Origin of the sequence: Vibrio crassostreae, assembly GCF_024347415.1 — a bacterium.
Lineage (GTDB): Bacteria > Pseudomonadota > Gammaproteobacteria > Enterobacterales > Vibrionaceae > Vibrio > Vibrio crassostreae.
Window position 1 is genome coordinate 672,710 of the sequence record NZ_AP025476.1, and the last position, 25,440, is coordinate 698,149.

Consider the following 25,440-nt stretch of genomic DNA (forward strand, 5'->3'; position numbering starts at 1 on the left):
AGCATGTTAGACAATGTAAAAGTCGTTCTGGTTGGTACGTCTCATTCGGGAAATATCGGATCAGCAGCTCGCGCAATGAAAGTGATGGGTTTGAGTCAATTAGTTCTTGTAGACCCTCAATGTGAAGTTGACGAGCAGACCTTAGCACTGGCTGCGGGTGCTGGTGACATCGCAGAAAACGCGACTATCGTTTCCACACTGGACGAAGCAGTAAAAGACTGTGGTTTAGTGGTTGGTTCGAGTGCACGTTCACGCACACTTGAATGGCCAATGCTTGAGCCTCGTGAGTGTGGACAAAAATTTGCAATTGAAGGTCAGAAGCACCCAGTAGCATTAGTATTCGGCCGTGAGCGTACTGGCTTGACTAACGATGAGCTTCAGAAGTGCCACTTCCATGTATGTATCCCAGCTAACCCTGAATACAGCTCGCTAAACCTAGCAATGGCGGTACAGACTCTGAGCTACGAAGTGCGTGTCGCCCACCTTGATATGGTCGCTAGCCAATATCAACCACAGCCACAAGATGAGTACCCTCGTCACGAAGAACTAGAAATGTTCTACGAGCACCTTGAAAAAGTGATCATTGATACCCAATTTATCTCTAAGGATAAGCCGGGGCAGGTGATGAATAAGCTGCGTCGTCTGTTTAGCCGAGCTCGTCCAGAGCTGCAAGAGATCAACACTCTACGTGGCATTTTGACTTCAATTGAGAAGAGCAAAAACGACAAATAAAGCCCGTACAAACCCTAAGGGTGAATACCTGACTAAAATAGTCAACTAAATACTTGACCAATTTAGTCGGGTATGGGAAGATTCCAACCACATAAACAATGTGGATACGGTGTGATATGAAACTTACATCTAAAGGAAGATATGCGGTAACAGCTATGCTAGATGTAGCACTGCATTCGCAAAAAAGCCCAGTTCCTCTGGCTGACATTTCAGAGCGACAAGGCATCTCGTTATCTTACTTAGAGCAACTTTTTTCTAAGTTACGTAAAGCTGGCTTAGTTGCTAGTGTTCGCGGCCCTGGTGGTGGTTACCGTTTAGGAGCTGAAGCGAGCGACATCGCTGTCGGAACTGTGATTGCAGCAGTAGACGAATCAGTGGATGCGACTAAGTGTCACGGTCGAGCAGATTGCCAGGGTGGTAGTCGTTGTTTAACTCACACTCTATGGCGTGATTTAAGCTCCCGAATCAGCAGCTTCTTAAACGACATTACGCTCGGTGAGCTAATGAAAGATAACGAAGTTTTAGAAATTTCTGATCGTCAAGATATCGATCTTGCGGTTAATAATGGTTTTGCACATAAAAATACGAGCACTACAACGATTAGTGCAGCACCTCACGGTGTTAATGCCCGCTCTTAGCGGTCAGTTTTTACATTGGAGTAGAAAATGAAACTGCCTATTTACTTTGACTATTCAGCTACATGCCCAGTCGATCCACGAGTTGCTGAGAAAATGGTTCAGTGCATGACGATGGACGGTAACTTCGGTAACCCTGCATCTCGTTCACACCGTTACGGCTGGCAGGCAGAAGAAGCAGTAGATAATGCTCGTGAGCAAATTGCTGACCTATTAAATGCAGACCCACGTGAGATTGTTTTCACTTCAGGTGCTACAGAGTCAGACAACCTTGCTATTAAAGGTGCAGCGCACTTTTACGAGAAGAAAGGTAAGCACGTAATTACGTGCAAAACAGAACATAAAGCGGTTCTTGATCCATGTCGCCAACTAGAGCGTGAAGGTTTTGAGGTAACTTACCTTGAGCCAGAAGCAAACGGCATCATCGATCTAGACAAGCTACAAGCTGCAATGCGTGAAGACACTGTTCTAGTTTCTATCATGCACGTTAACAACGAGATTGGTGTAATCCAAGATATCTCTGCAATCGGCGAATTATGTCGTTCTCGTAAGATCATCTTCCACGTTGATGCGGCTCAGTCTGCGGGTAAAATCCCACTAGACGTACAAGAGATGAAAGTTGACCTAATCTCACTTTCAGCTCACAAAATGTATGGCCCTAAAGGTATCGGTGCACTTTACGTTCGTCGTAAGCCACGTATTCGTCTTGAAGCGCAAATGCACGGCGGCGGTCATGAGCGTGGTTTCCGTTCAGGTACGCTTGCTACTCACCAAATCGTGGGTATGGGCGAAGCTTGTGCTGTTGCTAAGCAAGACATGCAGAAAGATTACGATCACGCACTAGCACTTCGTGAGCGCCTATTGAAAGGTGTTCAAGATCTAGAAGCGGTAACGGTAAACGGTGACTTAGACCAACGTGTACCACACAACCTAAACGTGAGCTTTGCTTTCGTTGAAGGTGAGTCTTTGCTTATGTCTCTAAAAGACCTAGCAGTATCATCAGGTTCTGCATGTACATCAGCAAGCCTAGAGCCTTCATACGTTCTACGTGCTCTTGGCCTGAACGATGAACTGGCACACAGCTCAGTACGTTTCTCATTCGGCCGTTTCACAACGGAAGAAGAAATCGACTACGCGATTGCACAAATTCGTGTAGCGGTAAACAAATTACGCGACATGTCTCCTCTATGGGATATGTATAAAGAAGGGATTGATTTGAACACTGTTGAGTGGGCTCATCACTAATCTCACGGAAATAGAGGATTCGAGGTAACTATCATGGCATATAGCGAAAAAGTAATTGATCACTACGAAAACCCACGTAACGTAGGTTCGTTTGATAAAGAAGACCCAAGTGTTGGTAGCGGCATGGTTGGCGCACCAGCTTGTGGTGACGTAATGAAACTGCAAATCAAGGTAACGCCAGAAGGCATTATCGAAGATGCAAAATTCAAAACTTACGGTTGCGGCAGCGCAATCGCTTCTAGCTCACTAGTCACTGAGTGGGTTAAAGGCAAAAGTATTGATGAAGCGGCAGCTATCAAAAACTCTGAAATCGCAGAAGAGCTAGAGTTGCCACCAGTGAAAGTTCACTGTTCAATTCTTGCTGAAGATGCAATCAAAGCAGCTGTTGCGGATTACAAAAAGAAGCGTTAATCGTCTCATTAAGTAATCACAAAAAATAAGCAATATTTGGGAGCATCCTTTGTGCTCCCCCTGAGTTCTCAATTTATATAAAACACAAGGTTGTAGTATGGCCATCACCATGACAGATACGGCAGCAAGCCGAGTTCAAGCTTTCCTAGATAACCGAGGTAAAGGTATCGGGTTACGCTTAGCGGTAAAAACGACTGGCTGTTCGGGTATGGCGTATGTACTAGAATTCGTTGACGATCTTAACGAAGAAGACGAAGTGTTCGAGCATTCAGGTGTTAAGGTCATCATTGATCCAAAGAGCCTAGTTTACCTAGACGGAACTGAGCTTGATTACGTAAAAGAAGGCCTAAACGAAGGTTTTGAATTCAACAACCCTAACGCGAAAGGCGAATGTGGTTGTGGTGAGAGCTTCAACGTATAAACGCTTCAATCGTTAAGCGTTTATAGTGAGCGAAGAATAAAATTAGGCTCTGATTGAAGAGCCTAAACTTAGGACCACCGTTACATGAATCATTTCGAATTATTTGGGCTACCACTTCAGTTTCAACTGGATGGTAGCCTTCTTTCTTCTCAGTTTAGAGATCTGCAACGCCAATTCCACCCTGATAAATTTGCCACTGCTTCTGAGCGTGATCGCCTGCTAGCCGTGCAAAAAGCTGCGCAAATCAATGATGCGTATCAGGTATTGAAGAATCCAATCAGCCGAGCTGAATACCTGTTAGTGCAACATGGTGAGGATATTCGTGGTGAACAGCAGACCCTGCAAGATCCTATGTTCCTAATGGAGCAAATGGAATTGCGTGAAGAGCTTGAAGATATCGCCGACAGTTCTGAACCTGAAGATGCTTTGTTTGCATTTGAAGGAAAGGTTAGCAAAATGTATAAACAACAATTAAGCGCTATCCAACAAGAACTCGACAGTGAGGCTTGGCTAGAAGCTGCAGACCGAGTAAGAAAGCTTAAGTTTATTGCAAAATTAAAGAATGAAATCGAGTTAGTTGAAGATCGTCTGATCGGCTAGTTCGTATAACAAGGACACATCCATGGCACTACTTCAGATTGCAGAACCAGGGCAAAGCGCCGCTCCTCACCAGCACAAGCTTGCTGTGGGTATTGATTTAGGTACAACAAACTCATTGGTTGCGGCAGTGCGCAGTGGTGAGGCGAGCACACTGATTGATCAACAGGGTCGCAGTATTCTTCCTTCCGTTGTTCACTATACGTCAGAGTCATACACGACTGGTGATGAAGCTCGTGCAAATGCACAGACTGATCCTAAAAATACCATTATCTCAGTTAAGCGACTAATCGGTCGCTCACTGTCAGATATTCAACAGCGATACCCATCTCTGCCATATCAATTTGAAGAAAGTGATAATGGTTTGCCTGTGATTCGCACAGAGCAAGGTAACAAAAACCCAATTCAAGTATCTGCAGACATTCTGCGAGCGCTAGGTCAACGTGCTGAGTCAACACTTGGTGGCGAGTTATCTGGTGCTGTTATTACCGTTCCTGCTTACTTTGATGATGCACAGCGTGCGGGTACGAAAGACGCGGCGCAACTTGCTGGTCTTCACGTGTTACGTCTTCTTAATGAGCCGACTGCCGCTGCGATTGCTTACGGTTTGGATTCAGGTAAAGAAGGGGTAATTGCTGTTTATGACTTAGGTGGTGGTACGTTTGATATCTCTATCCTACGCCTATCTAAAGGTGTCTTCGAAGTTCTAGCTACGGGCGGTGACTCTGCATTAGGCGGCGACGACTTTGACCATTTAGTTGCGGATCATTTCCAAGAGCAAATGGGCTTATCGGAGCTAACTGCAGAGCAGAACCGTATTCTTCTAGACGCCGCAACAGAAGCTAAGATTGGCTTATCTGAAGCTGAAAGCGTTGAGGTTGAAGTACTAGGTTGGTCTGGTTCATTAACTCGTGAAGAGTTTGAAGAGATCATCAAACCGCTCGTTAAGAAAACACTGCTTTCATGCCGTCGTGCACTAAAAGATGCGGAAGTTGATGCAGATGAAGTTCTAGAAGTCGTGATGGTCGGCGGTTCAACTCGCACATTACTTGTACGTGAAATGGTCGGTGACTTCTTTGGTCGTACGCCACTAACCAGCATTAACCCTGATGAAGTGGTTGCAATTGGCGCATCGATTCAAGCGGATATCTTAGTCGGTAATAAGCCTGACTCTGAGATGCTGCTATTGGACGTTATCCCTCTGTCTCTTGGCATCGAAACCATGGGCGGTTTGGTCGAAAAGATCATCCCTCGAAACACCACGATCCCAGTGGCTCGCGCACAAGAATTTACCACGTTCAAAGACGGTCAAACTGCTATGACAGTGCACACCGTACAAGGTGAACGCGAAATGGTTGATGACTGTCGTTCACTGGCTCGATTTGCTTTGAAAGGCATCCCGCCGATGACTGCAGGTGCTGCTCATATTCGTGTGACTTACCAAGTGGATGCTGATGGCCTGCTATCGGTTACCGCAATGGAGAAGAGCACAGGCGTTCAAGCTGAAATCCAAGTTAAGCCTTCTTACGGTCTAAGCGATAACGAAGTGGCTAGCATGCTGAAAGATTCGATGACTTTTGCAAAAGAAGACATGCAAGCGCGTGCTCTTGCTGAGCAACGCGTAGAAGCGGATCGCGTTATTGAAGGCCTAATTGCCGCAATGCAAGCCGATGGCGATGAGTTACTTGATGAGCAAGGCAAACAACAACTTGTTCAAGCGATTGAAGCACTGATTGAAGTGCGCAATGGCGATAATGCCGATGCGATTGAACTAGAAATTAAGAATACCGACAAAGCGAGCCAAGACTTTGCTTCTCGTCGTATGGATAAATCAATTCGTGCTGCACTGTCAGGTCAGTCAGTCGATAATATTTAATAGTTAGAGAATAGATAAACATGCCAAAGATTATTGTTTTACCTCACGAAGATCTATGTCCAGAAGGCGCTGTTTTAGAAGCAAAAACTGGTGAGACGGTTCTTGATGTTGCATTGAAGGCCGGTATTGGTATTGAACACGCATGTGAAAAATCGTGTGCATGTACGACATGTCACGTTGTGATTCGTGAAGGTTTTGATTCTTTAGAAGAGAGTGATGACCTAGAAGACGACATGCTAGATAAAGCATGGGGCTTAGAGATGGAATCTCGCCTGGGTTGCCAAGCAAAAGTGGCGAATGAAGATCTTGTAGTAGAGATTCCAAAGTACACATTGAACCTGGCTTCTGAAGACCACTAAGAACCTGTTCTCAGTCATGGCTAATACAGTGATGACTGAGAGAGCTATTGCTTAGACAAACATACTAAGAAAACTGGCCTAGAATATAGATCATAAAGGTGACAGAGCGTCGCTGATAAATATAAGGAAGTGTTATGAGCTTGAAGTGGATTGATTCGCGAGATATCGCAATTGAGCTATGTGATTTGTACCCTGATACTGATCCTAAAACGGTACGTTTTACCGATCTGCATCAATGGGTGCTAGACCTTGAAGAGTTCGACGACGAGCCTAACCACTCGAATGAGAAAATCTTAGAGGCTATTATTTTGTGCTGGATGGATGAGATGGATTAATCCTCTTATCTGATGATTTGGTCGCGGGTTGGTATCAGTCCAATATAAAACGCAGCCAAGTTAACAATTCTTACTAAAAAAAGCGGACCTTATGGTCCGTTTTTTTATCAAAATGACATTTTCCTCCTACATAATGCTAACATCAGTGCGCTAATAAAAAATAATCAGAATCACACACTCAAAGTGGTTCATGACAAGGAGAAATCATGTCTACACAGATGTCAGTATTTTTAAGTCAAGAAGCTGCCCAGCCTCAGTGGGGAGCAAGAGCTATTTTATCGTTCTCAGAAGCGGGAGCGACAATTCACATTGGTGAAGGCCACGATCTAGGCGCGGTTCAGCGTGCTGGTCGTACGCTTGACGGACAAGGTATCGCATTCGTTTCACTTCGTGGTGAAGGTTGGGATCTAGAAAGCGTTTGGGCTTTCTACCAAGGCTACCGTGGACCAAAGAAAAAGAATGCATTGGAATGGGATGCACTTTCAGAAGCCGATCAAGCTGAGCTAGAAGCTCGCATCCGTGCTACTGATTGGACGCGTGACATTATCAATAAAACGGCTGAAGAAGTGGCTCCTCGTCAATTAGCGACGATGGCAGCTGAATACATCAAATCAGTGGCGCCAGCAGGCACAGTAAAAGCAAAAATCGTTAAAGACAAAGATCTCCTAACTGAAGGTTGGGAAGGCATTTATGCGGTAGGTCGTGGCTCTGAGCGCACCTCTGCAATGCTGCAACTGGACTTCAACCCAACCGGTGATGAAAACGCACCAGTGTTTGCTTGTCTAGTGGGTAAAGGTATTACCTTTGACTCAGGCGGTTACAGCATCAAGCCAGGGCAATTCATGACAGCGATGAAGGCTGACATGGGCGGCGCAGCTACCATCACTGGTGGTTTGGGTCTTGCGATTGAACGTGGTCTGAACAAGCGTATCAAGCTTATCCTATGTTGTGCTGAGAACATGATCTCTGGCCGTGCATTGAAGCTTGGCGACATCATTACTTACAAAAATGGTAAGACAGTTGAGATCATGAACACCGATGCGGAAGGCCGCTTGGTGCTTGCTGATGGCCTGATGTACGCAAGTGCACAAAACCCTGAGCTTATCATCGACTGTGCAACGCTAACTGGTGCAGCTAAAAATGCACTGGGTAACGACTACCACGCACTATTAAGCTTCGACGATGAGCTTTCTCATCAAGCGCTAACGGCGGCAAACCAAGAGAAAGAAGGCCTATGGCCATTGCCTCTTGCTGATTTCCACCGTGGCATGTTGCCTTCAAACTTTGCTGATCTTTCAAACATCAGCACGGGCGATTACACGCCGGGTGCAAGTACAGCAGCTGCGTTCCTTTCTTACTTTGTAGACGACTACAAAAAAGGTTGGATTCACATGGATTGCGCGGGTACTTACCGTAAATCAGCAAGTGATAAGTGGGCGGCAGGCGCAACGGGTATGGGTGTTCGTACACTGGCTCGTCTTCTTGTTGACCAAGCAAAATAATAATAAGAGTGAGCGGTATTTTGTGCCGCTCATTCATAAAGCTAAGATTGAAAGATCTCAGTAATTTCAGTATTTAATAACAAAAAAATGAAGTGAAGGAATCCCTATGGCTCTAGAAAGAACGTTCTCAATTGTTAAGCCGGATGCAGTTAAGCGTAACCTTGTTGGTGAAATTTACCACCGAATCGAAAAAGCAGGTCTTGAAATTATCGCTGCTAAGATGGTTCGTCTGACTGAAGAGCAAGCGAGCGGCTTCTATGCGGAACACGAAGGCAAAGAATTTTTTGGTCCACTAAAAGAGTTCATGACTTCTGGTCCTATCATGGTTCAAGTACTTGAAGGCGAAAACGCAATCGCTCGTTACCGTGAACTCATGGGTAAAACTAACCCAGAAGAAGCAGCATGCGGCACTATCCGCGCTGACTACGCAATCAGCATGCGTTACAACTCAGTACACGGCAGCGACAGCCCTGAGTCTGCAGCTCGCGAAATCGAATTCTTTTTCCCAGAATCTGAAATTTGCCCACGCCCAGCTCAATAAGCGACACAGCAAATGATTCTAAAGGCTTCACTTCGGTGAGGCCTTTTTTGTAAGTGAGTTTTACGTTCTCGATAATCAATTTAGTCGTCATTCCTAAAAGCGACGAAGGAGTGTAATCGGGAATCTTTTGTTTAAATTGGGTAATCTCAGGCGGATAAATACAGTTGTTCAAATTTTAATCGCTTAAGTTTGAATGTCTTAATAAACACAGGGTTTTACAGTGCTTGTTGAAGTTGCGTAAAGCCTGTACAATTCGCGCCCTTAATTATTGTTCCGTCATTGAGAGGCATCATGACCACAGCTAAAGTCAATCTACTCGATTTTGATCGTAAAGGTCTTCGTAAATTTTTCACAGAAGAACTGAATGAGAAAGCGTTTCGAGCAGAGCAAGTGATGAAGTGGATTTATCACTTCGGTGTCGATGACTTCGAACAAATGAACAACATCAACAAAAAGTTACGTGAGAAACTGCAACGTCGCTGTGAGATTGTTGCACCTGTTGTTTCTGAAGCTCAACACTCTTCAGATGGCACAATCAAATGGGCGATGAGCGTTGGCGACCAAGACGTTGAAACGGTATACATCCCAGATGGTGACCGTGCGACGCTGTGTGTATCTTCACAGGTTGGTTGTGCACTTGAATGTAAGTTCTGTTCTACAGCTCAACAAGGCTTTAACCGTAACCTAAAAGTTTCAGAGATTGTTGGCCAAATCTGGCGTGCATCTCGCGAAATCGGCCTAGAAAAAGAAACCGGTCGTCGTCCAATTACTAACGTTGTAATGATGGGTATGGGCGAGCCTCTATTGAACATGAAGAACCTAATGCCATCATTAGAAATCATGCTTGATGATCTAGGTTTCGCACTGTCTAAGCGTCGTGTAACCGTATCAACTTCTGGTGTTGTATCTGGCCTTGACCAAATGACAGACAACATCGATGTAGCATTGGCTATCTCTCTGCATGCGCCAAACGATGCACTACGCAGCCAAATCATGCCGATCAACGATCGTTGGGATATCCAAGACTTCCTAGCATCTGTTCGTCGTTACATTGCCTCTTCAAATGCTAACCGCGGTAAAGTAACGGTTGAGTACGTGTTATTGGATCATGTGAATGATGATATGGACCACGCACGTGAACTTGCAGAGCTAATGAAAGAGACGCCTTGTAAGATCAACCTGATTCCATTCAACCCTTACCCGGGTTCGCCTTATAAGAAGCCAAGTAACTCTCGAATTGATCGCTTCCAAAAAACGCTGATGGAATACAACTACACAGTAACGGTTCGTAAAACGCGTGGTGATGATATTGATGCCGCGTGTGGTCAATTAGTCGGTGATGTTATTGACAGAACCAAGCGTACTAAAATGCTTAAAGCAGCTTCTGAAGCGAACTTGATTGCAGGTGGTGTGATTGAAGTAAAAGCGGTATAAAACGCGATTAGAACCTAAACAAGCCAGAAGTCTTACTTCTGGCTTGTTGCTTTTCTGGGGGGACAGTTTTTGATTTTTTGGACTTCTTGCCCACGCTTTCTTACATTTTTCGTCAAATTTTGGACAAAACCATGAGCTGACGGTAAATTTTGTTTAAAGTGTTTTTGCCTTGTAATGGCATTAGCTTATGATTAACTAATCTTAAATTAATTTAAGTGCTCGCTTGCTACTGATCGCCAATATGTCTATTTAGGTTGGCTACTTGATAAACTAGCTTCCTGAGAAGGTCATCCATGACAAATGAATGATGTTCGCCTTTAAAGGTTGATGATTCAGATAGCAGGAAAAATTCCACATAACGTGGGTTGTTAGATTGAGCTTAAACGACAATAAAAAAACGCTCTCCTCAACTTGCGATAATACTTTAGAAGTTCACTCTCTATGAACACAGAACAAGATACACAAACGCAAGAACCGATCGCTCCAGCTTTGGAAGCGGGAACGCTGCTTAAGAACAAACGAGAAGCTCTTGGTTTAACGCAAAAGCAGATTTCTGATCGCTTAAAACTTCGCGTTACGCTGATTCAGCAAATTGAAGAAAACCAATTCGAGTCAGATCAAGTGGCGACGTTTATGCGTGGCTACATTCGTTCATACGCGAAATACGTCAATCTTGACGAAAAAGTCGTATTGAGTGCGCTGCATCATGCTGGTGATGCTCAGCATCAAGAGCAAGAAATGCTGAGCTTTTCTCGTAAGACCAAAACCGAGAAGCACAACAGCCGTATTATGATCCTTACTTGGAGCATTTTTGCGGTAATTGCGGGTATCTCTTCACTGTGGTGGTGGCAGAACCAACAGCAAGACACCCTATCTCAATCTTTAGCGAATACTGCAAGTTCAGAAGAGCTAGCGGTAGAAGAATCACTTGCCCCTGAATTCACCTCTTTAGAAGTGATTGAAGCTGAACAAAACGAAGCAGGTGCTGCTGTTGCTGAAAGTACAGATGACCTTGTTGCTATAAGCGATACGGAAGATACTTCAGATGCAGTTATTCTAGCTGACGAAACTGCGGCACAACAAGCAACAGAGACAGAACCCGCTACTGAAGTTGCTGCTAAGGCAGAAGCTGTAGAAGCAAGTGCTACTCCTGAAGTTGTGGCTAACGAGCTAGCGATGCAGTTCTCTGCTGATTGTTGGATCCAAGTAAAAGATGCAACCGGTAAAACCCTGTCGACTGGCATCAAAAAAGCAGGTCAGTCATTAAATCTATCAGGAACTGCGCCATATAAAGTGATTCTAGGTGCGCCAGAGGGCGTATCAATGACATTTGCAAGTGAACCTGTCGACCTTTCTGGGTATACTTCAGGCAAAGTAGCTAGAATAACCTTACCTTAGAGTTAATATGCAACACGAATCTCCTATTATTCGTCGCAAATCAACCCGTATTTATGTGGGTGATGTGCCGATCGGTGATGGTGCACCAATTGCTGTGCAATCCATGACCAACACAAGAACAACAGATGTAGCCGCGACCGTTGCTCAAATTCGAGCTTTGGAAAAAGTTGGCGCAGATATCGTTCGCGTATCTGTACCGACTATGGATGCCGCTGAAGCTTTTAAGCTAATCAAACAGCAGGTCTCTGTTCCTTTGGTTGCTGATATTCACTTCGACTACCGTATTGCTCTTAAAGTGGCAGAGTACGGCGTTGACTGTCTGCGTATCAACCCAGGTAACATCGGTAACGAAAGCCGTATCCGCTCAGTTGTTGATTGCGCACGTGATATGAATATTCCGATTCGTATTGGTGTTAACGGCGGTTCTCTTGAGAAAGAGATCCAAGAGAAATACACAGAGCCTACAGCAGAAGCGCTTGTTGAATCAGCAATGCGTCACGTAGATATCCTCGACCGCCTGAACTTTGATCAATTCAAAGTCAGCGTGAAGGCGTCTGATGTATTCCTAGCTGTTGGTTCTTACCGTTTGCTGGCTAAGCAGATTGACCAACCTCTTCACCTTGGTATTACCGAAGCGGGTGGGGCACGTGCTGGCTCTGTGAAGTCCGCGGTAGGTTTAGGTATGCTTCTTTCTGAAGGTATCGGCGATACGCTGCGTATCTCGCTAGCGGCTGATCCTGTTGAAGAGATCAAAGTCGGCTTTGATATTCTTAAATCTTTGCGTATTCGCTCGCGTGGCATCAACTTCATTGCGTGCCCAAGCTGTTCTCGTCAAGAGTTCGATGTTATTAACACTGTTAATGCCCTTGAAGAGCGCCTAGAAGACGTGATCACTCCAATGGATGTGTCAATCATCGGTTGTGTGGTTAACGGCCCTGGTGAAGCTGAAGTGTCTCACTTAGGTCTAGCGGGTAGTGCACGTAAGAGTGCCTTCTACGAAGACGGTAAGCGCCAGAAAGAGCGCTTCGACAACGATGATCTTGTCGACAAACTTGAAGCAAAGATTCGTGCAAAAGCGTCAGTGCTTGATCAAGCAAATCGCATTGATGTAGAAAACTTAGAAGATTAATACAACGCGATGGGGTGTGATTGTCTATTCGCACTAACACCTGGTCGTGAGAAATTACGGAATAAATACTGTGGCTAAAAATATCCAAGCAATTCGAGGCATGAACGACTGCCTTCCAACTCAATCACCACTGTGGCAGAAAGTAGAAAGCGCAGTTAAAAACGTGGTGAGCGCATACGGTTACAACGAAGTACGTATGCCTATCGTTGAAGAAACAAACCTATTTAGCCGTGCAGTTGGTGAAGAGACAGATGTTGTTTCTAAAGAAATGTACACTTTTGATGACCGCAATGGCGATAGCCTAACGCTGCGTCCAGAAGGCACAGCAGGTTGTGTACGTTCATGTATTCAAAATAGCCTTATCAACCGTGATGAACAGCGCCTATGGTACATGGGTCCAATGTTCCGTCACGAGCGTCCTCAAAAAGGTCGTTACCGTCAATTCCACCAATGTGGTGTTGAGGTGTTTGGCCTAGACGGTCCAGACGTTGACGCAGAACTTATCATGATGACTGCACGTCTATGGCGTGAGCTAGGTATCGATAAGCACGTTCGCCTAGAGCTGAACTCAATCGGTTCTCAAGAAGATCGCGTAAGCTACCGCACTGCGTTAGTGGCTTTCCTAGAGCAACACATTGATGTGCTAGATGAAGACTGCAAACGTCGTATGCACACTAACCCTCTACGTGTACTTGATACTAAGAACCCTGATGTTCAAGCTATCTTAGGTGACGCACCTCGACTATCTGAATATTTAGGTGAAGAATCGAAGCAACATTTTGCTGGTTTGTGTGAACTTCTTGACGCTGTTGGTATCGAATACCAAGTTAATGAGCGTCTAGTGCGTGGCCTAGATTACTACAACCGCACTGTATTTGAGTGGATCACTGACAGCCTTGGTGCTCAAGGTACTGTATGTGGCGGCGGCCGTTACGATGGTCTTGTTGAGCAACTAGGCGGCAAAGCAACCAATGCAGTTGGCTTCGCAATGGGTCTAGAGCGTCTGGTTCTTATGATGGAAACGCTAGAGCTAACAGAAGTTCGCCGTAGCGTTGATGTTTACGTAGTTGCTGCTGGCGAAGGTACTATGATCGCGGGCATGCAGTTAGCGAATCAATTACGCGACACCGTTGAAGGCGTGCGTGTAATGAACCACTTCGGTGGTGGTAACTTCAAGAAGCAATTCAAACGTGCTGACAAAGTAGGTGCTGTTGTGGCGCTGGTACTTGGTGAGAACGAAGTTGCTGACAATACAGTTGTGCTAAAAGATCTGGTTGGCGGCGAGCAAGAAACCGTGTCTCAAACGGAAGTTGCAGAGAAAGTTGCTGCGCTAATCTAATTAGCCATTGAGCAAACGCTCATAATGAATACTAACGTCAGCACTATGCTGGCGTTTAAAGAATTAAAGAGGACAGGAAGTGGAACTTTACGATAGCGAAGAGCAACAAGTTGAAGCCATTAAAGATTGGTGGAAAGAGAACGGTAAAGCCGTAATCTTTGGTGCGGTTATTGGTTTAGGTGGTCTATTTGGCTGGCGTTATTACCAAGATTCAGTCGTTGAAGCGCGTGAAGCAGCTTCAGAAAGCTACACCTCTGTAATTTCAGCTCTTGATACTAAGGGCGTTGATGCTCAATCTGATATTCAAGCTTTTATCGACGCAAACAAAGACGCTGAGTACTCAGTACTTGCAGCTATGCAATTAGCAAAAGTACAAGTGCAAGCGGGTGAGCTAGCAGCAGCACTTGAACAGCTAGAGTGGGCAAAATCGGCAACTAAGGACGCGGCACTTGCGCCACTACTTACTTACCGTGTTGCACGCATTAAAGCTGAGCAAGGTGAATTTGACGCAGCATTGACTGATCTTGCTGCTATGACTGATGAATCTTGGAAAGGCCGTGTTGCTGAACTGCGTGGTGATATCTCACTTCGTAAAGGCGACACTGACGCAGCATACAGTGCTTACACAGAAGCACAGCAAGCTGTTGATGCTAGCCAAACGCTTCAAATCAAACTTGACGACCTAGCTAAATAAGGCGCTTTGAATGAAGAAGATGTTTCCAAAAGCGGCGTTGTGTGCGATTGCTCTTGGCCTACTAGCTGGCTGTGCGGGTGAAGAAGACACCGTAATCATGGCTCCAGTACCAACGGTAAACAGCGAGTTCACTCCTAGTCAGGAATGGTCTACGTCGGTTGGTGATGGTGTTGGTCACTACTTTTCAAAACTAACGCCAGAATTGGCTTACGACAAAGTGTTTGTTGCAAGCCGTGAAGGTATGGTTAAAGCGCTTGATCCTGATACAGGTAAAGAGCTGTGGAAAGTCGATCTTGAGAAAGACGTACTGGCTCGTTTATCGGGTGGCTTAACGGCGGCTTACGGTAAAGTATTTGTTGGTTCTGAAAATGGCGAAGTGATCGCATTGGAAGAATCGACCGGTGAAGAGCTGTGGCGTGTATCAGTGAATGGCGAGGTGCTTGCATCCCCAGCAACTGATAGCAACATGGTCATTGTTCATACCAGTCGCGGTATGTTGATCGCGTTAGATCAAGCCAGTGGCGAACAAAAATGGACCATCAGTACTGAAGTACCAAGCCTAACACTCCGAGGTGATAGCTCACCGGTTGCGGTTTCTGGTGGTGTATTCTGGGGTACAGCAAATGGTCGTCTAGCTGCGGCTATCGTTGACCGTGGTCAGCTTATTTGGCAACAGCCAGTAGGTACGCCAAAAGGCGCAACGGAAATCGATCGCTTGGTTGATGTTGATGCATCTCCAATTGTTCTCGGTGGCACCTTGTATACCGTAGGTATTAATGGTCAGCTGATTGCAATTGACCTTCGTTCTGGTAAGCCAATTTGGAAGCGTAACTACTCGTCAGCGATTGATTTAGCAAGTGATGGCAGCCGTTTGTTCGTTGTTACCGACAAAGACCATGTGGTTGCGGTTGATGCTCGTAGTGGTACTGAACTGTGGAGCACTCCATTGTTAGAAAACCGCTTACTGACAGCACCTGCTATTATTAATGGTTATGTAGTCGTGGGTGACACAGAAGGTTACCTGCACTGGTTAGATCGTTCATCGGGTGAGTTTGTTGCTCAACAGCTTGTCGATGATAGCGGCTTTGCGGTTGCACCAATTGAACTGCCTGAAGGCTACTTAGTGACGACTCGCAATGGCGATGTAAAGAAACTAACGATTAGCCAATAAAAGCGTGATATAATTCACAGTCGGCTCCTGGTTGGTAACAGCCAGGAGCCGTTTTGTTGTTAAAAATTAATAAACCGTGTGGTTATAGGTAAGAGTTTAAACTTGCGAACAAGTGCTTACCTATAACTACATTTAGAGAAGAAATTGTAGAGGTTGTTATGGTACCTGTTGTTGCTCTAGTAGGGCGTCCGAACGTAGGTAAATCTACGTTATTTAACCGATTGACTCGAACTCGTGATGCATTGGTTGCGGATTTCCCTGGCTTAACGCGTGACCGTAAATACGGCCATGCTCATTTTAGCGAGCATGACTTTATTGTTATTGACACTGGCGGTATCGACGGTACTGAAGAAGGTGTTGAAACTAAAATGGCTGAACAGTCGCTAGCAGCGATTGATGAAGCTGATGTTGTTCTATTTATGGTAGATGGCCGTGCTGGTCTAACACCATCTGATGTAGCGATTGCTAAGCACCTACGTCAACTAGAAAAGCCTTCAATGCTAGTAGTAAACAAGGTTGATGGTATCGACCCTGATGCTGCAAGTGCTGACTTCTGGCAACTAGGTGTAGAAGACATGTACCAAATCGCTGCGGCGCACGGTCGTGGCGTTACTGCACTGATTGACCTTGCTCTTAACCCGTTCGCAGAAGCGCTAAAAGCGGAAAATGGCGAAGTAAGCGATCTAACTGAGTTTGAAGACGAAGAAGAAGAGCAGGTTGAATTTACAGAAGAAGAAGCTGAAGAAGAATTCAAGCGTCTTCAAGATCAACCAATCAAGCTAGCAATCATTGGCCGTCCTAACGTAGGTAAATCAACACTAACTAACCGTATTCTTGGTGAAGAACGTGTGGTTGTTTACGATATGCCAGGCACAACTCGTGACTCTATCTATATCCCAATGCAACGTGATGAGCGTGAATACGTTCTAATCGATACTGCGGGTGTTCGTCGTCGTAAAAACATCAACGAAACGGTAGAGAAGTTCTCAGTAGTTAAAACACTGAAAGCGATTGAAGATGCCAACGTTGTATTGCTGCTTATCGATGCTCGCGAAAACATCTCTGATCAAGATCTAAGCTTGTTAGGCTTTGCGTTGAACGCGGGTCGTTCAATCGTGATTGCGGTAAACAAGTGGGATGGCCTAGATAACGACGTGAAAGAACGCGTTAAGAAAGAGCTAGACCGTCGCTTAGGTTTCGTTGATTTCGCACGTATTCACTTTATCTCTGCACTTCACGGTACTGGTGTTGGTCACTTGTTTGAGTCTGTACAAGAAGCTTACAAGTCAGCGACGACTCGTGTTGGTACTTCTGTGCTAACTCGTATCATGAAGATGGCGACTGATGATCACCAACCGCCTATGGTTCGTGGCCGTCGTGTGAAACTGAAATACGCGCACGCTGGTGGCTACAACCCACCGATTATCGTTATCCACGGTAACCAAGTTCGTAATTTGCCAGATTCATACAAACGATTCTTGATGAACTACTACCGTCGTTCACTAGAAATTATGGGTACACCTATTCGCATTCAGTTCCAGAACAGCGAGAACCCATTTGAAGCTAAGACAAACAAGCTGACAATTTCTCAAGAACGCAAACGTAAACGTATGATGAGCATGGTTAAAGGTCGTAAGTAAACCTTTCCAATAGATTTGATACCCGAGCCTGTCTCGGGTATTTTTTTAAGCAAAATTCACGTTAAGCCATAACAATACGTTTTTATCATCATGGCTTAACGAATCAGACTAGATTCCAAAAGAAGAACGATATGACTACTAGCGATTTGATTACACCTGCGTCAGCAATCACAGCAACCATTACTCAATTTTGTCATCAGGCTTGGCAGCTCAACGCAAAGGCGCTGCATGTTGAAAGTGACGACAGCAAAACTTACCTGATCACCGAAGTAACACCTTTCCACCCTGTGAGTCATATTTGGCCAGATCACCCTGCAGACCAAGGCTTTGTGAATGTCGGTGACGTGCAATATCCCGTTGAAGACTGTCTTGTTGGTGCAATAGAACAATCTACTGGCAAGCTTCATATCGCAGCAGATATCCCTGTTAAGCGTGATACGGAAGGGTGGGCGTTTGTGGTTGTCCACCAGCTACCCGCATCTGCTTCTATGATTAAGGTTAGCGACGAAGTCGTGTTGTCGGTTGATAAAGAGTATCAAGCCAGTTTGAGCCGTGGTCACAGTGCTGGCCACATCGCTTTTCTAGCCCTGAATAAAGTATTGGCTGAAAGCTACTGGCGTAAAGATGCGGACAGAAAAGATCCGCTCGGAAGTTACGACTTTAATAGCTACGCACAAGTGACCAGCTTTGTGACTCCTGAGCTGTGTACTGATAAGTATCGTTTGGGTAAAACTCTGAAGAAGCGCGGCTTGAACGTTGCAGACATGCTAGCAAACCTAGATGGCATTGAAGCTGACATCAACCAGATGATTTCAGGTTGGCTCACACCGTCGACTCCAGTCGCGATGCGACTGGAAGGTGAGGCACTCATTGACTCTCGTTACTGGGAATGGCAACTGGATGCTGAGACGTTGGTGTCGATTCCGTGTGGTGGTACTCACATAGAGAACACCTCAGAGCTTAATGCATTATCGGTTAAATTAACCCAGCTAGATGACCAACACATTGAAATGCTGACGCATGTAATTCGATGATTTAGGTTACAGATCGAAATAACTTGTGCTGTTTATTTTGTTTTTGGATGTCATTTTTAATATAAATGACTATTTAAAATTGAAATGCAGCACATGTAACTTATGCTTTCGGTGTGTGGTGATATAAATATTCTTTTTGGGGTAGATCGCTGATCAAAATAGATAAAGCGAAAGATCAACCTATGATCTTCGATTGTGTGTGGTACTAATTTAGTGTGTTATTATTAACCAATAACAAGCTTGCATAAGAACAAGCTGTACCCGATTACACAATTGAAAGCCTTAGTGAATGGAACAACAATTTTTATTAGAAGGCCATCGAGCCGTTAATAGTTTGCTGCGGAAGCTTGCTCTTGGGATGGATCGCAAAGATTTAAATCACAAGATTATTCAGCTTACCGAGCAGCTTTTTGGGCAGCGTATGGCTTCAATCTTGCTGCTCAACTCAGAATCTAAAACTCTACACCTTGAATATGCCCCTAACCTGCCTGATTTTTACAATCAACAGATAGAAGGGGTGGGAATTGGTGCTGGGATTGGTTCCTGTGGTGAGGCCGCTGCGCTTAAGAAAGCAGTGATGGTCTCCAATATAAATGCACACCCAAACTGGGCACCTTTCTTAGTGTTAACCAACAAAGCTAACTTGCATGCTTGTTGGTCGGTGCCAATTATCTCATCGCGCGGTAATGTATTAGGTACCTTTGCCATTTATAGTCAGTACATCTCTGAACCACATGAATTTGAGCTCGAGATCTTAGAACTACTGGCCTCCCTGTATTCGGTAGCACTAGAAAAGTTCGAGTTGGAGAATCAGCTTAACTTTTTCGCCAATCGTGATTCTCTTACCCATTGCTTGAATCGTCGTGCACTGTTCAATGAAGCCGAAAAAGTCTTGGCTAAACGATGTTTTTCAGAAAAGGTAATGGCATGTCTGTTTGTGGATGTCGATAAGTTCAAATCGATAAATGATACCTATGGCCACAGTTTCGGTGACGATGTGTTGTTGGCGGTTGCAAAAGTCCTTGATGAGGCAACCACAGCATGTGCCAAGATAGGTCGTTATGGTGGTGATGAGTTTGTGGTGTTCTCTTGTTTTGATGATCAAGAAAGCGTTGTTAGCTTCTATCACAGCTTAGAAAAAGCACTGCAACAAGCGCTTTATATTAATGATGTGCAGTTTTCAGTGAGTGTCGGGCTTTCTTGTGAGAAAGATCCTCAAGGATTAGACCAGTTGATTGCACAAGCTGATAAGAACATGTACCAAATCAAGCAAGCTAAATCCCAGCAGTAGTAGATTGTAAACAGAGTAGTGAATTAGGAAATGCTAATGAGTGAAAATATCTGCCCTAAGTGTCAGTCTGAGCTTGGTTGGGATGGTAAATATCATTGTGAAACTTGTCAGGCTCACTTTACTAAAGTTGGGTTTTGTCCTGAGTGCAGTAGCCAACTTGAGAAGCTTCAAGCCTGTGGTGCCGCGAGCTATTTTTGTAATGGCGATTGCAACGAGCTTAAGTCTAAATCGAGAGTAAAATTCGAATTCCAATCTGCGGAATAGTCTTAAGCCCGAGCACTTAAATGACTGTCAGTGATGTTATACCAAAGACTCAATACTAAAGTATTGAGTCTTTTTTGTATCTGATGAATAGGCATGTGTCATCTTGGTTCATTCTTATCGCCACTGCACCAGCATGAAACATAGTTACATGATTGCTATGCACTCTATTGGTGTGATTTGTTTTTAAATTCTATAAATACAATGACTTATAAAATCATTAGTTAATTTTTAAGTTTGGCACTCTTCTTGTAACTCTGTAATTGAATAACAAAAATACAATTATGGAGTAATATCATGAACAAGGTGTTCAATTTATCGCTAGCTGCACTGTGTACAACACTTTCATTTTCTTCTGCATCAGTGCTTGCGGCTGACGAGACCATCAAGGTCGGCGTTCTGCATTCACTGTCTGGCACCATGGCGATCAGTGAAACCACGCTAAAAGATACCGTGTTAATGCTCATCGAAGAGCAGAACAAAAAGGGCGGTTTGCTGGGTAAAAAGCTAGAGCCTGTAGTCGTTGACCCTGCGTCAAACTGGCCTCTATTTGCTGAAAAAGCGCGTGAGCTTATCGAGAAAGAGAAGGTCGACGTGGTTTTCGGTGGTTGGACATCGGTATCTCGTAAATCCATGCTGCCGGTATTCGAAGAGCTCAACAGCATCCTTTTCTACCCAGTTCAGTATGAAGGTGAAGAGTCTTCTAAAAACGTTTTCTACACGGGCGCAGCGCCAAACCAACAAGCGATTCCTGCCGTGGATTACTTAATGGAAGAGCTGGAAGTTGAGCGTTGGGTACTAGCAGGTACCGATTACGTTTACCCACGTACGACCAATAAGATCCTTGAAGCCTACCTAAAAGATAAAGGTGTCGCAGAAGAAGACATCATGATCAACTACACGCCATTTGGTCACTCTGATTGGCAATCTATTGTTTCAGACATCAAAAAGTTCGGTGAAGCAGGTAAGAAAACCGCAGTGGTTTCTACTGTGAACGGTGATGCGAACGTCCCTTTCTATAAAGAACTTGGCGCTCAAGGCATTTCATCTGAAGACATCCCGGTTATTGCATTCTCTGTTGGTGAAGAAGAACTATCGGGTATGGATACTGAACCACTGGTTGGTCACCTTGCGGCGTGGAACTACTTCATGAGTGTTGATACCGAAGCCAATGAAGAGTTTGTTGAAACGTGGCAGTCATTCATCAAGAGTGAAAAGCGTGTCACCAACGACCCAATGGAAGCGCACTATGTTGGCTTCAACATGTGGGCGCAAGCGGTAACCAACGCGGGCACAACCGATCCTGAATCTGTACAAGATGCCTTGATTGGCGTGTCTGTTCCTAACCTTTCTGGCGGCTACTCTACCATGCTGCCAAACCACCACATCACTAAACCTGTCTTGATCGGTGAAATCCAAGACGATGGTCAATTCGATATTGTTTGGGAAACCACAGGCCTTGTTGCGGGTGATGCTTGGTCTAGTTACTTACCTGAATCAGCGAAGCTGTTCTCTAGTTGGTCTAAGCCATTCTCATGTGGTGCGTTTAACGTCGAAACCAAGAAGTGTTCTGGCGGTAACTAGAGCGTTGATTTAGGAATATTGAGCCTTCTTGTTTGGGAAGAACGTCTCTCTGTATGAGGTGTAGCAAACGGAAGGCTCATCGTTTCAACTAACAATAATTCTCCACATGTCCATTGAGCAAAAATAACAATATCTAGCTAGGTGGATTAAGGAAGCAGGGATGAAAAACGTATTGAACGTATTTAAGGCGCTATTGCTTATGGCAGTCAGTGCTCAGTTGGCTTTTGCTGGAATAACGGATGAAGCTAGCTTTACCAAGGCGTTAGTTGGTAAGAAAACATCGGATAAAGAATTGGCTATCGATTGGGTCATTGAGGCACAAACGGAAGACGTGTCGAAACCTATTTTGGATGGCTGGTTAAACGGAAATCTCTATTACTTTAATGACAAACAGAGCGAGCAATATAAACAGCTCTACCTGATTCAAAGCATTAAAACAGCAACCTCGGCTCAGTCGGTGTGGGATGAGTCAAGCCTCAGTATCGAGAATGCTAGGCAGTTTAAGAAGGTTCGCGTGAACAACAAGCTTCGCGGGATCTTGCGTGGGGAAATTGCCTCGATTGGACTGAACAGCAGTAACCCAGATACACGTTATAAAGCGGTTCTGGATCTGCTCGGTACCAAAGATCCTGACATTATCGATCGTTTAGCTGTGCTGAGAACCAGTGAGTCAGAGGGCAAAGTCGCTGAGTTGATGGACTTGTCGTTAGCCATTTTCACCTCTCTTGATAAGAGCGCCACAATTGAAGCTCGTGTGGCTTCAATTGAACGAGTTGGCGACTTCAAACAATCCGTCGTGCTAAAGACGCTAAACCAGCTGCTCAACAGCGAACAAGATCCAAAGGTCTTGGCTGCAACTGAACGTGCAATGGACGATTATCAACAGAGCCAAGCACTCTATTCGGGTGTTGAGACCGTGTTCTTTGGCTTGAGCTTGGGCTCTGTGTTGGTGTTGGCAGGCATAGGCTTGGCGATCACTTTTGGTGTGATGGGCGTAATCAACATGGCCCATGGCGAGCTGATCATGATTGGCGCTTACACCACCTATGTACTTCAGTTGCTAATGCCGAACCACATCGGTTTAGCGCTGATTCTATCTATTCCGGCTGCATTTATTGTGTCTGGTCTGGTCGGTATTGCGATTGAGCGCAGTGTGATTCGTCATCTCTACGGCCGTCCACTGGAAACCTTACTCGCGACCTTCGGTATTAGCTTGATCTTGCAACAAGCCGTTCGCTCTATTTTCTCTCCACTTAACCGCTCAGTGAGCACGCCTGAATGGATGTCTGGCGCACTTCAATTGAACCCAATGTTATCTCTGACCTACAACCGACTTTATATCATCCTGTTTTGTGGTTTGGTGTTTATGGGCTTGTTGATGGTTCTGAAAAAGACACCACTAGGTTTACAGGTTCGTGCCGTTTCTCAAAACCGTGGTATGGCGCGTGCGATGGGTATTCGATCTGAACGAGTTGATGCGATGACCTTTGGTTTAGGTTCTGGCGTAGCGGGTGTCGCGGGTGTCGCACTGTCTCAGTTGACTAACGTTGGCCCGAATATGGGGCAAGCGTACATCATCGATTCTTTCATGGTGGTGGTGTTCGGCGGAGTCGGCAACTTGTGGGGAACACTCGTCGCAGGCTTAAGTCTTGGTTTATTCAATAAGATCTTAGAGCCCTGGGCTGGCGCAGTACTAGCTAAGATTTTAGTACTGGTTTTCATCATTCTATTTATTCAAAAACGCCCACGCGGATTGTTCCCGCAACGTGGTCGTGCGGCTGAAGGTTAAGGACAACATCATGCAGTCTAAATCATTTGTACTTTCGGCGATGCGTGGTGATAAAGGTGGCCAACTGACCATCCTTGCTATTCTTGCGGCCGTGATTCTTATTCCACTGGCTAACACCATGTTGCCAAGTGGACACCCACTTCATGTTGAGACCTTCACTATCTCACTAATGGGCAAATACTTGAGCTATGCGATGTTGGCTTTGGCGCTCGATCTGGTGTGGGGCTACCTCGGAATACTGAGCCTAGGCCACGGCGCTTTCTTTGCGCTTGGCGGTTATGCGATGGGCATGTACTTAATGCGTCAGATTGGTGACCGTGGGGTTTATGGTGATCCAATCCTACCTGACTTTATGGTGTTCCTTGATTGGTCAGTGTTGCCGTGGTTTTGGCAGGGCTTTGATCAGTTCTGGTTCGCTTGTCTGATGGTGGTGTTGGTGCCGGGCGCATTGGCTTATTTGTTCGGTTATCTGGCTTTTCGCTCTCGTGTGTCAGGGGTTTACCTCTCTATCATGACTCAGGCATTAACTTACGCATTGATGTTGGCGTTCTTCCGCAACGAGATGGGCTTTGGTGGTAACAACGGATTGACGGATTTCAAAGACATCATCGGCCTGAGCTTGCAGAGTGATGCCGTTAAGATTGGCCTGTTTGTCGCGACGGGTATCTCGCTGATCCTAAGCTACATCGCGTGTCGAATGGTAGTGACCAGTCGATTAGGTCGTGTGGCACTGGCGATTCGTGATACCGAGTCTCGTACTCGTTTTATGGGGTACGACGTCGATGGTATCAAGTTATGGGTCTTCGTTTTGTCTGCAGTTATCGCGGGGATTGCGGGTGCTTTATATGTTCCTCAAGTCGGCATCATCAACCCGGGAGAGTTTGCGCCACTTAACTCGATTGAGATTGTGGTTTGGGTTGCATTGGGCGGTCGCGCCACTCTGTTTGGTGCCATTGTTGGTGCGTTGATCATCAACTACGCCAAGAGCTGGTTTACGGTTGAATTCCCAGAGGTGTGGCTTTTCGCTCTAGGTGGTCTATTCGTTCTCTCGACCATGTACTTCCCACAAGGTGTGATTGGCTTTGTCAGTGAAAAGTGGCAACAGTTACGCAAGGCATCGAATTCAAAAGGCGAAGGACAAGGTAAGGATGATCAACATAAAGGCAAGGAGGTGATCGCATGACCACATTTAATAGCGTAAAGGAATCGGTTCAGGCGTTCACTCGTCGAGACGAAGTTTTTGATTACCTCAAACCCGATGTTCATCCAGCCATCGATACCCGTCACAACGTGTTGTTGTACGTGGAAGGCGTTAATAAAAGCTTCGATGGTTTCCAAGCGATAAACGACCTCAATCTTTATATCAAAGAGGGCGAACTGCGCTGCATCATCGGTCCGAATGGTGCAGGTAAAACCACCATGATGGACATCATTACAGGCAAGACTAAGCCCGATACTGGAGAAGTGTGGCTAGGTTCGAACATCAATCTACTCAAGATGAACGAAGCTGAAATTGCTAATGCAGGTGTTGGACGCAAGTTCCAAAAGCCGACGGTAATTGAATGTTTAACCGTGTGGCAGAACCTTGAATTAGCCATGGCAGGTGATCGCTCGGTGTGGGCGACTTTCACTGCGGTGATGTCTGGCGAGCAGAAAGACAAACTGACCTTTGTGCTTGAGCTGATTCATTTAAAAGACGAAGCGGCTAACTTGGCAGGCAACCTGTCTCACGGGCAAAAGCAGTGGTTAGAGATCGGCATGTTACTGATGCAAAACCCTAGGCTGTTGCTGGTGGATGAACCCGTTGCAGGTATGACTCACCAAGAGATGGACCGCACATCTGAGTTGCTTAACTCACTGGCAGGTAAGCACTCAGTGGTCGTGGTTGAACACGATATGGATTTCGTGCGCTCTATCGCCAGTCATGTGACGGTGTTGCACCAAGGTCACGTGTTGGCAGAAGGCACCATGGACCAAGTGCAGGCTCACCCTGAAGTTAAACAAGTTTATCTTGGAGAATAG

At 45.4% G+C, this 25,440-nt stretch carries 25 protein-coding genes; all 25 read left to right on the forward strand.

Annotated features, from left to right (window positions below; translation table 11 throughout):
• Positions 1-3 precede the first annotated feature (3 nt).
• The 25 genes from trmJ to urtD all read left to right on the forward strand — a co-directional run bounded on the left by trmJ (position 4) and on the right by urtD (position 25,440).
• On the forward strand, positions 4-732 hold the full coding sequence (gene trmJ, locus OC193_RS03125; protein WP_048658839.1) for a tRNA (cytosine(32)/uridine(32)-2'-O)-methyltransferase TrmJ: 729 nt from the start codon (positions 4-6) through the stop codon (positions 730-732).
• A 116-nt stretch (positions 733-848) separates the two neighbouring features.
• Complete coding sequence (gene iscR / locus OC193_RS03130; RefSeq protein ID WP_010440512.1) at positions 849-1,370, forward strand: Fe-S cluster assembly transcriptional regulator IscR; 522 nt, start codon at positions 849-851, stop codon at positions 1,368-1,370.
• Between the two features lie 27 nt (positions 1,371-1,397).
• The gene (locus tag OC193_RS03135; protein WP_017629866.1) at positions 1,398-2,612 is read left to right on the forward strand and encodes an IscS subfamily cysteine desulfurase; all 1,215 of its coding nucleotides are present in this window, start codon (positions 1,398-1,400) and stop codon (positions 2,610-2,612) included.
• 33 nt (positions 2,613-2,645) lie between these two features.
• Positions 2,646-3,023 carry a Fe-S cluster assembly scaffold IscU gene (gene iscU / locus OC193_RS03140; RefSeq protein WP_004740340.1) on the forward strand — a complete coding sequence of 126 codons (378 nt, stop codon included), beginning with the start codon at positions 2,646-2,648 and terminating at the stop codon, positions 3,021-3,023.
• Positions 3,024-3,120: 97 nt separating this feature from the next.
• Positions 3,121-3,444: an iron-sulfur cluster assembly protein IscA gene (gene iscA, locus OC193_RS03145; RefSeq protein ID WP_048663738.1), complete on the forward strand. Its 324-nt coding sequence runs from the start codon at positions 3,121-3,123 to the stop codon at positions 3,442-3,444.
• A gap of 84 nt (positions 3,445-3,528) precedes the next feature.
• On the forward strand, positions 3,529-4,044 hold the full coding sequence (gene hscB, locus OC193_RS03150; RefSeq protein ID WP_019822106.1) for a co-chaperone HscB: 516 nt from the start codon (positions 3,529-3,531) through the stop codon (positions 4,042-4,044).
• A gap of 22 nt (positions 4,045-4,066) precedes the next feature.
• Positions 4,067-5,917 carry a Fe-S protein assembly chaperone HscA gene (hscA, locus tag OC193_RS03155; RefSeq protein ID WP_048658837.1) on the forward strand — a complete coding sequence of 617 codons (1,851 nt, stop codon included), beginning with the start codon at positions 4,067-4,069 and terminating at the stop codon, positions 5,915-5,917.
• A 20-nt stretch (positions 5,918-5,937) separates the two neighbouring features.
• Entirely contained in the window at positions 5,938-6,276 is a 339-nt protein-coding gene (gene fdx, locus OC193_RS03160; protein ID WP_017629863.1) for an ISC system 2Fe-2S type ferredoxin, read from the forward strand.
• Between the two features lie 134 nt (positions 6,277-6,410).
• Positions 6,411-6,611 (forward strand): Fe-S cluster assembly protein IscX, encoded by a 201-nt coding sequence (gene iscX, locus OC193_RS03165; RefSeq protein WP_004740335.1) that lies wholly within the window; start codon positions 6,411-6,413, stop codon positions 6,609-6,611.
• A gap of 206 nt (positions 6,612-6,817) precedes the next feature.
• Positions 6,818-8,113, forward strand: coding sequence for an aminopeptidase PepB (gene pepB, locus OC193_RS03170; protein ID WP_017629862.1), 1,296 nt, complete (start codon positions 6,818-6,820; stop codon positions 8,111-8,113).
• Positions 8,114-8,219: 106 nt separating this feature from the next.
• The gene (gene ndk, locus OC193_RS03175) at positions 8,220-8,654 is read left to right on the forward strand and encodes a nucleoside-diphosphate kinase (RefSeq protein ID WP_008222758.1); all 435 of its coding nucleotides are present in this window, start codon (positions 8,220-8,222) and stop codon (positions 8,652-8,654) included.
• Positions 8,655-8,945: 291 nt separating this feature from the next.
• Entirely contained in the window at positions 8,946-10,088 is a 1,143-nt protein-coding gene (locus tag OC193_RS03180) for a bifunctional tRNA (adenosine(37)-C2)-methyltransferase TrmG/ribosomal RNA large subunit methyltransferase RlmN (RefSeq protein ID WP_017062516.1), read from the forward strand.
• A gap of 441 nt (positions 10,089-10,529) precedes the next feature.
• Complete coding sequence (rodZ, locus tag OC193_RS03185; RefSeq protein ID WP_048663737.1) at positions 10,530-11,486, forward strand: cytoskeleton protein RodZ; 957 nt, start codon at positions 10,530-10,532, stop codon at positions 11,484-11,486.
• A gap of 7 nt (positions 11,487-11,493) precedes the next feature.
• A complete protein-coding gene (ispG, locus tag OC193_RS03190) occupies positions 11,494-12,615 on the forward strand; it encodes a flavodoxin-dependent (E)-4-hydroxy-3-methylbut-2-enyl-diphosphate synthase (protein WP_048658835.1) in 1,122 nt (373 codons plus the stop codon).
• Between the two features lie 70 nt (positions 12,616-12,685).
• Positions 12,686-13,954 (forward strand): histidine--tRNA ligase, encoded by a 1,269-nt coding sequence (gene hisS / locus OC193_RS03195; RefSeq protein ID WP_017062514.1) that lies wholly within the window; start codon positions 12,686-12,688, stop codon positions 13,952-13,954.
• A 79-nt stretch (positions 13,955-14,033) separates the two neighbouring features.
• On the forward strand, positions 14,034-14,648 hold the full coding sequence (locus tag OC193_RS03200) for a YfgM family protein (RefSeq protein WP_048658834.1): 615 nt from the start codon (positions 14,034-14,036) through the stop codon (positions 14,646-14,648).
• Positions 14,649-14,658: 10 nt separating this feature from the next.
• Positions 14,659-15,819, forward strand: coding sequence for an outer membrane protein assembly factor BamB (gene bamB / locus OC193_RS03205; protein WP_048613470.1), 1,161 nt, complete (start codon positions 14,659-14,661; stop codon positions 15,817-15,819).
• Positions 15,820-15,977: 158 nt separating this feature from the next.
• Complete coding sequence (der, locus tag OC193_RS03210; RefSeq protein WP_017629857.1) at positions 15,978-17,459, forward strand: ribosome biogenesis GTPase Der; 1,482 nt, start codon at positions 15,978-15,980, stop codon at positions 17,457-17,459.
• 131 nt (positions 17,460-17,590) lie between these two features.
• On the forward strand, positions 17,591-18,493 hold the full coding sequence (locus OC193_RS03215) for a metal-dependent hydrolase (RefSeq protein WP_048663736.1): 903 nt from the start codon (positions 17,591-17,593) through the stop codon (positions 18,491-18,493).
• 289 nt (positions 18,494-18,782) lie between these two features.
• Positions 18,783-19,784 carry a sensor domain-containing diguanylate cyclase gene (locus OC193_RS03220; RefSeq protein WP_048663734.1) on the forward strand — a complete coding sequence of 334 codons (1,002 nt, stop codon included), beginning with the start codon at positions 18,783-18,785 and terminating at the stop codon, positions 19,782-19,784.
• Between the two features lie 36 nt (positions 19,785-19,820).
• Positions 19,821-20,048, forward strand: a complete 228-nt coding sequence (locus OC193_RS03225; RefSeq protein WP_048663732.1) for a zinc ribbon domain-containing protein — start codon at positions 19,821-19,823, stop codon at positions 20,046-20,048.
• A gap of 294 nt (positions 20,049-20,342) precedes the next feature.
• Positions 20,343-21,629, forward strand: a complete 1,287-nt coding sequence (gene urtA, locus OC193_RS03230; RefSeq protein WP_017629853.1) for an urea ABC transporter substrate-binding protein — start codon at positions 20,343-20,345, stop codon at positions 21,627-21,629.
• A gap of 160 nt (positions 21,630-21,789) precedes the next feature.
• Entirely contained in the window at positions 21,790-23,418 is a 1,629-nt protein-coding gene (gene urtB, locus OC193_RS03235) for an urea ABC transporter permease subunit UrtB (RefSeq protein ID WP_048663731.1), read from the forward strand.
• 10 nt (positions 23,419-23,428) lie between these two features.
• On the forward strand, positions 23,429-24,601 hold the full coding sequence (urtC, locus tag OC193_RS03240; protein ID WP_048663730.1) for an urea ABC transporter permease subunit UrtC: 1,173 nt from the start codon (positions 23,429-23,431) through the stop codon (positions 24,599-24,601).
• Positions 24,598-25,440: an urea ABC transporter ATP-binding protein UrtD gene (gene urtD, locus OC193_RS03245; protein ID WP_048663729.1), complete on the forward strand. Its 843-nt coding sequence runs from the start codon at positions 24,598-24,600 to the stop codon at positions 25,438-25,440. The genes urtC and urtD overlap by 4 nt, the downstream gene beginning before the upstream one ends.